This is a genomic window from Burkholderia sp. Ac-20384 (genome assembly GCF_017104605.1).
Taxonomy (GTDB): domain Bacteria; phylum Pseudomonadota; class Gammaproteobacteria; order Burkholderiales; family Burkholderiaceae; genus Burkholderia; species Burkholderia lata.
On sequence record NZ_JAAGPE010000392.1, the window covers coordinates 1 to 7273 of the forward strand.

A 7273-nucleotide genomic window follows, 5' to 3' on the forward strand; every position below is an offset into this window, starting at 1 on the left:
CCGGCAGTGCCTGGGTTTCCGACGTGTCCCCTCCCGTCCCCCGAACGCGCCCACCACGGCCGCCCAGCCCGCCAGCGAGCCGGCGAAGGTGCCGTCGAGGCGCAGCGCGAGCGCTGCGCCGATCGCGAGCCACGGCACGGTAAACGTAATGAACAGGAACGCGAAGCCAGCCGGGTTCAGCGAGCGGATCGTGCGCAGCCAGCGCGTCTCGCGGTGCCACAGCGGCCCGAACGACGGCTCGATCACGTCGGTCGCGACCTCGACCTCCGACAGCACGGTGCGTCGCCCGAGGCGGCGCGGCAGCTCGGCCAGCCAGAAATCGTCGGCCAGTTCGTCCTTCAGCGCGGGAAAGCCGCCGATCCGGTCGAGCGTGTCGCGCGTCAGCGCAAGCGTCGCGCCGAAGCCGAAGCGGCTCGAACGGCCGAGGTGCGTGATCCGGACCGACGGCGCGAACCATGCGTCGACGAACTGCGCGCCGATCCGCGTCCAGAACCCGCCGACGCTGCGCGCATGATACAGGCACGTGACGACACCCACCGACACGTCGGCGAGCGGCGCCGTCACGCGCTCCAGATAGTCGGGCTTCACAGCGATGTCGCTGTCCGCGATCACGATGCGGCCGTACTTCGCACGCTCGGCGAGGTTGATCAGGTTGCTGACCTTCAGGTTCTTGCCGTGCACGCGCGCATCGATCACGAGCGTGATGTCGCACTCGGGATAATCGGCGCGCAGCCGTTCGACCACGGCGATGGCCGGATCGACCGCCGACGCGACGCCGAACAGCACTTCATACCGCGGATGGCGCTGCTCGCAGAACGTCGCGAGGTTTTCGTACAGGTGCGGCTCCGCGCCGCACAGCGGCTTGAGCACGCTGACCGGCTCGAAGCCGTCGCGCACGGCCGTGCGCGGCGTACGCGGCCTCGGGGCGAACGCGGCGACGAGCGCATAGCCGGCCGCGGCCAGCGTGAAGACGATCAGGAGCCAGTCGAGCATCGTTGCGGTTGCCGTCATGCGCGACGCCTCCCGGCGACCTGAACGCCATGGAGAACGCTTGTGCGTGATTGAGCGTGATTCGGTATTCCGACAACGACGAACGCGGGCACGACCCGACTCCTTGTTCCAGCAGCGTCTGTGTATGAGGGAGGCTCGCCCCATCCTTCGGGTATGGCCATGCCCGGCTTCGCGTGGTGCATCTCCACGCGACACCCGGACGGGATACGGGAAGATTCGTATGGCTACCTTCGGCACAACATGGGCAGGCGCCGGATTTTAGCAGTCTGCGGCACCCCGCGCTCGGCACTACGAGAAACGGACTGGTGCAATTCCGGCAAAGCTGCGCAGTCGGCGAACCATTTCGGTGCACCCGCGTTCACGTTAGCGTAAGCGGTTTGCAGGCGTATTGCAGTCTTGAAAATCAAACGTTTCGTGCAAATTTGTACGTCGATGCGGATTCACATCCAATCGCCGTAAAGATTGGTAATTAATCAGCGATTGGATTGATTTTTGCAACGATCGCAGAATTCGACCCTGCATCCCTGAAAGGCGCATGGGTATCGAGCCGCCCCCAGCACGATCCGGAGCCCTTTGGCAAAATCCTTGGCATTTGTTGCGTAAGTGCATCACCCCGCTACCCCGTTCGAAGGCCAACCGATGACTCCGTTTTCCGTACTCGATCTCGCCCCCATTCCGGCCGGCGCCGACGCCTCCCAGGCATTCCGCAACACCGTCGATCTCGCGCAGCACGCGGAACGCTGGGGTTACCAGCGCTACTGGCTCGCCGAGCATCACAACATGCCCGGCATCGCGAGCGCGGCAACGGCCGTCGTGATCGGCCACGTCGCGGGCGCCACGCAGACGATCCGGGTCGGGTCGGGCGGCATCATGCTGCCGAACCACGCGCCGCTCGTGATCGCCGAGCAGTTCGGCACGCTTGCGTCGCTGTATCCGGGGCGCATCGACCTCGGCCTCGGCCGTGCGCCCGGCACCGACCAGACCACGTCGCGCGCGCTGCGCCGCGACCTGATCGGCAGTGCCGACTCGTTTCCGGATGATGTCGCCGAGCTGCAGCGCTACTTCGCGGAGCCGGTGCCTGGCCAGCGCGTGCGCGCGGTGCCCGGCGCAGGGCTCGACGTGCCCGTGTGGCTGCTCGGCTCGAGCCTGTTCAGCGCCCAGCTCGCCGCGATGCTCGGGTTGCCGTTCGCGTTCGCGTCGCACTTCGCGCCGGATTACCTGATGCGCGCGCTCGAGATCTATCGAGCGCAGTACCGGCCGTCGGCCGCGTGGCCGAAGCCGCATGCGATGGTCGGCGTCAACGTGTTCGTCGCCGATACCGACGACGAGGCGCGGCGCCTGTTCACGTCGCTGCAGCAGCAGTTCATCAATCTGCGGCGCGGCACGCCGGGCAAGCTGCCGCCGCCGGTCGACGTGCTCGAGGCGAACGAGCTCGAACTCGCGACGGTTGCGCATTCGCTGTCGTTCGCGGCGGTCGGCTCGCGCGACACGGTGCGCGACAAGCTGCGCGACCGCATCGCGCAGACGGGGGCCGACGAGCTGATCGTCACCGCACAGATCTACGATCACGCGGCACGGTTGCGCTCGTTCGAATTGACCGCGCAGATCCGCGACGAGCTCGCGAGCGAAACGCGCTGACGGCGCGCGCCCGGGCCGCCTGCGGCCGTCCCCGCATCACTGCGGGTGCACGGCCTCCAGCCCGTCGAGCAGCGCCTTGTGGAACGCGTCCGGGTCCTGGATCTGCGGCGCGTGCCCGAGCGCCGGGAACTCGACGAGCTGCGCGCCGGGAATCGCGGCCTGCGTGCGCTTCGCGAGCTCCGGATAGTGGCCGAGCTTCGCATGCACGTCGGGCGGCGAGACGTCCTTGCCGATCGCGGTCGTGTCCTTGTCGCCGATCATCAGCAGCGTCGGCACGCGGATCGCACCGAGTTCATAGACCACCGGCTGCGTGAGGATCATGTCGTAGATCAACGCGGAGTTCCACGCGACCGCGTCGCGACCGGCGCCACGGTACATCCCGGCCAGCATCTGCACCCAGCGCTCGTACGACGGCGACCACTTGCCCGCGTAGTACGTGCCCTGCTCGTAGCGGCGGATGCCGTCGGCCGTGGTCTTCAGTTCGCGTGCATACCAGTAGTCGATCGACAGCGGCGGCACGCCGAGCGCCTTCCAGTCCTCGAGGCCGATCGGGTTCACGAGCACGAGCTGGTCGGTCGCCTTCGGATACATCAGCGCGTAGCGCATCGCGAGCATCCCGCCCGTCGAGTGGCCGACGATCGTCGCCGACTTCACCCCCATCGATTCGAGCAGCGCGTGCGTGTTGCGCGCCAGCTGCTGGAAGCTGTACTGATAACGATCGGGCTTCGACGACTTGCAGAAGCCGATCTGGTCCGGCGCGATCACGCGATAGCCGGCACGGCTCAGCACGCCGATCGTGTCCTCCCAGGTCGCCGCACAGAAGTTCTTCCCGTGCAGCAGCACGACGGTGCGGCCGTTCGGGTGTGCCGGCTGCACGTCGAGGTAGGCCATCTCGAGCGTTTCGCGCTGCGACACGAACGTGTACAGATGAACGGGCGCCGGATAAGTGAACCCTTCCAGGCGCGGGCCATACACGGGCCCGTCGTTACCGGCGGGCGAAACGGCGGCCGCCATGGCGGGCATGGCACACGCGACGGCGACACCCGCGCCGAGCACGGCGGCGCGCGCGGCAAACAACATCTTGCGAATCGAAAGCATGGCGATCACGGTGATTGGAGACGCACGCGGGCGGCCAGGCCGCCTCGCGCCCCGCGATTCTACGCGGTCGCGCTGACGACGGCGCGCAACACTCCGGGGCCGCGCGACTTCCGCGCGCGCGACGAACTCGGGTATCGTGTGACGTGACCCTGAAACGCGTGCAGGCGATTCCCATGAAAAACGTCCTCAGCATTCAGTCGCACGTCATCTACGGCCATGCCGGCAACAGTGCGGCCGTATTCCCGATGCAGCGCCTCGGCATCAACGTCTGGCCGCTCAATACCGTCCAGTTGTCGAATCACATGCAGTACGGACACTGGGCCGGCAGCGCGATCGATGCCGCAAAGATGGAACAGCTCGTCGACGGCATCGCCGCGATCGGCGCACTCAAGCGCTGCGACGCCGTGCTGTCCGGCTTCCTCGGCTCGCCGCCGCAAGCGCGTGCGGCCGTCGAGATCGTCCGCTCGGTGAAGGCGATGAACCCGAACGCGTGGTACTTCTGCGATCCGGCGATGGGCCAGACGGGCGGCATCCGGCCCGAGCCCGGCGTCGAGGAATTCATGGTCCAGGAGATGCCGGCGCTCGCAGACGGCATGTCGCCGAACCACACCGAACTGCAGAAGCTCGCCGGGCGGCGCATCGAAACCGTTGCCGAAGCCGTCGAAGCCTGCCGCGCGCTGATCCGCCGCGGGCCGCAGATCATCCTCGTCAAGCACCTGCACGACCGCAACAGCCCGGCCGATCGTTTCAACATGCTCGCCGTCACCGAAACCGAAGCGTGGATCGGCCAGCGCCCGCTGTACGCATTTCCGCGCCATCCGGTCGGCGTCGGCGACCTGACCAGCGCGATCTTCGTCGCCTGCCGGCTGCGCGGCGACTCCGTGCGCGCGGCGTTCGAGCACACGCTCGCGGCCGTGCATGCGGTCGTGAAGGCCACCTACGATGCGCGCCGCTACGAGCTCGAACTCGTCGCCGCGCAGGACGAAATCGCGCGCCCGAGCGAATGGTTCGGCGCGTGGGTCACGGACGCCTGACACGCCGGCGTCGCCCTCCGCTTCACCGGCGCGCCTCCCGCGCCGCACCGCTTTCCCGCCTCATCCCTGCCGCACCGCGACTGCCGGCGATAGTTGTCCCGACGCTGCTTCGAGATCGCTTCGATGCGGATGCAAACGTTTCCGGACTTCACATGAATGACACCGATTCCTCGCTATGCTCGCGGCGGCACGACCCGGCGCAGCCGCATCCTGCGACCCGGGCGCGCTCTTCCAGCAGGTCCTGCCAATCGGCTCCCTCCTTTACCGCACGATAACGACCATGACCCGATCGAACCGTCGTGACTTCCTGCGCGTCGCTGCCGGCACCGCCGGCGCCGCCGCGCTGAACCTGTTTCCGCCCGTGATTCGCGATGCGCTTGCGATTCCCGCGAACCGCCGCACCGGCACCATCCGCGATATCGAACACATCGTGATCCTGATGCAGGAGAACCGCTCGTTCGACCACTACTTCGGCACGATGCGCGGTGTCCGCGGCTTCGGTGACCCGCGCCCGCTGCGCCTCGCGAACGGCAAGTCGGTGTTCCACCAGCCGGTCGGCCCGGCCGAGCTGCTGCCGTTCCATCCGGGCGCGGACAAGCTCGGCCTGCAGTTCCTGCAGGACCTGCCGCACGGCTGGCAGGACATGCACGCCGCCTGGAACAAGGGCCGCTACGACCAGTGGGTGCCGAACAAGGGCACCACGACGATGGCGTACCTGAAGCGCGACGACATCCCGTTCCACTACCAGCTCGCCGACGCGTTCACGATCTGCGACGCGTACCACTGCGCGATCCCGAGCTCGACCGATCCGAACCGCTACTACATGTGGACGGGCTACGTCGGCAACGACGGCACGGGCGGCGGCCCGGTGCTCGGCAACGAGGAAGCGGGCTACGGCTGGACGACCTATCCGGAAGTGCTGGAGAACGCCGGCGTGTCGTGGAAGATCTACCAGGACGTCGGCACCGGCCTGAACGCCGCCGGGTCGTGGGGCTGGACGCAGAACCCGTACATCGGCAACTACGGCGACAACTCGCTGCTCTACTTCAACCAGTACCGCAACGCACTGCCCGGCACGCCGCTGTACGACAAGGCGCGCACCGGCACCAACATCAGCGCGGGCGGCACGCTGTTCGACGTGCTGCAGCAGGACGGGAAGAACGGCACGCTGCCGCAGGTGTCGTGGATCTGCGCGCCGGAAGCGTATTCGGAGCATCCGAACTGGCCGGCGAACTACGGCGCGTGGTACATCGAGCAGGTGCTGCAGGCGCTCGTGTCGAATCCGGAGGTATGGAGCAAGACCGCGCTCTTCATCACGTACGACGAAAACGACGGCTTCTTCGACCACGTGCAGCCGCCGTTCGCGCCGCAGTCGCGCGACAACGGGCTGTCGACGGTCGCGACGACCAACGAGGTGTTCCCCGGCGACGCATCGCACATGGCCGGCCCGTACGGGCTCGGGCCGCGCGTTCCGATGCTCGTCGTGTCGCCGTGGACGAAGGGCGGCTGGGTCTGCTCGCAGACCTACGATCACACGTCGCTGCTGCAATTCATCGAGGCACGCTTCGGCGCGCAATACCCGGTCAAGGCCGGCAATATCTCGCCGTGGCGTCGCACGGTGTGCGGTGACCTGACCGCCGCGTTCGATTTCGCGACGGCCGACGCCGGCTGGCCGAAGCTACCGGACACGAGCGGCTACGCGCCGCCCGACCGCCTGCGTCATCCCGACTACATCCCCGTGCCGCCGGTGTTTCAGAAGCTGCCGAAGCAGGAGGCCGGGCTTCGTCCGGCGCGCGCGCTGCCGTACGAGCTGTTCGCGCACGGCCGCGTCGAATCGGTGAACGGCCTGTTCCGGCTGACTTTCGCGAACACGGGCCGCGCGGGCGCGTCGTTCCAGGTGCAGTCACGCAACCGTCTCGACGGCCCGTGGGCATACACGGTCGAAGCCGGCAAGCGGATCGACGACACGTGGAGCGCCGCCGCGTCGCTCGGCCTGTACGACCTCGACGTGTACGGCCCGAACGGCTTCTACTGCCATTTCCGCGGCCCGTTCGCGACCGGTGTCGGCAGCGCGAACGTGAACCCCGAGGTGATCTACGGCTACGACGTCGCGAACGGCAACATCACGCTGCGCCTGATGAACCGCGGCCACAAGGCCGTGCGGCTCAAGGTCACGAACGCGTACGGCCACGGCCGCGCGCGCACGTTCGACCTCGCACCGGGCCAGCAGATCGACGACTACTGGGATCTGCGCGGCAGCCACGGCTGGTATGACCTGACCGTCAGTGACGGCCGGCTGCTCGGCTTCCTGCGCCGCTTCGCGGGCCACGTCGAGACGGGTCGCCCGAGCACCAGCGATCCGCTGATCCGCACGCACGCATCGCACGACGATGCCGAAGCCGCATCGGACGCCCTGTCCGACTGACGGCGTCCCGTGCGCGGCGCGGCCCCGGCGGGCCGCGCCGCCTCCCTGCTCCCCCTCCCCCTCCCCC

5 protein-coding genes are annotated in these 7273 nt (G+C 67.8%); 3 read left to right on the forward strand and 2 right to left on the reverse strand.

Annotated elements, in window-relative coordinates:
* Positions 1 to 1011 (reverse strand): bacteriohopanetetrol glucosamine biosynthesis glycosyltransferase HpnI (gene hpnI / locus G3O00_RS37985; protein WP_206146076.1); only part of this gene is annotated, 1011 nt, incomplete at its 3' end.
* A gap of 639 nt (positions 1012 to 1650) precedes the next feature.
* Between hpnI and G3O00_RS37990 the strand changes: the two genes are divergently transcribed.
* Positions 1651 to 2649 (forward strand): LLM class flavin-dependent oxidoreductase, encoded by a 999-nt coding sequence (locus tag G3O00_RS37990; RefSeq protein WP_089450174.1) that lies wholly within the window; start codon positions 1651 to 1653, stop codon positions 2647 to 2649.
* A gap of 36 nt (positions 2650 to 2685) precedes the next feature.
* On the opposite strand, the gene G3O00_RS37995 is transcribed toward G3O00_RS37990, so the two are convergent.
* Complete coding sequence (locus tag G3O00_RS37995) at positions 2686 to 3747, reverse strand: alpha/beta hydrolase (protein WP_206146077.1); 1062 nt, start codon at positions 3745 to 3747, stop codon at positions 2686 to 2688.
* Between the two features lie 173 nt (positions 3748 to 3920).
* Here G3O00_RS37995 and pdxY point away from each other — a divergent pair, with 173 nt between their 5' ends.
* Positions 3921 to 4781, forward strand: a complete 861-nt coding sequence (gene pdxY / locus G3O00_RS38000; RefSeq protein ID WP_041492785.1) for a pyridoxal kinase PdxY — start codon at positions 3921 to 3923, stop codon at positions 4779 to 4781.
* 280 nt (positions 4782 to 5061) lie between these two features.
* Positions 5062 to 7206, forward strand: a complete 2145-nt coding sequence (locus G3O00_RS38005; protein ID WP_206146078.1) for a phospholipase C, phosphocholine-specific — start codon at positions 5062 to 5064, stop codon at positions 7204 to 7206.
* The last annotated feature ends 67 nt before the right edge of the window (positions 7207 to 7273 follow it).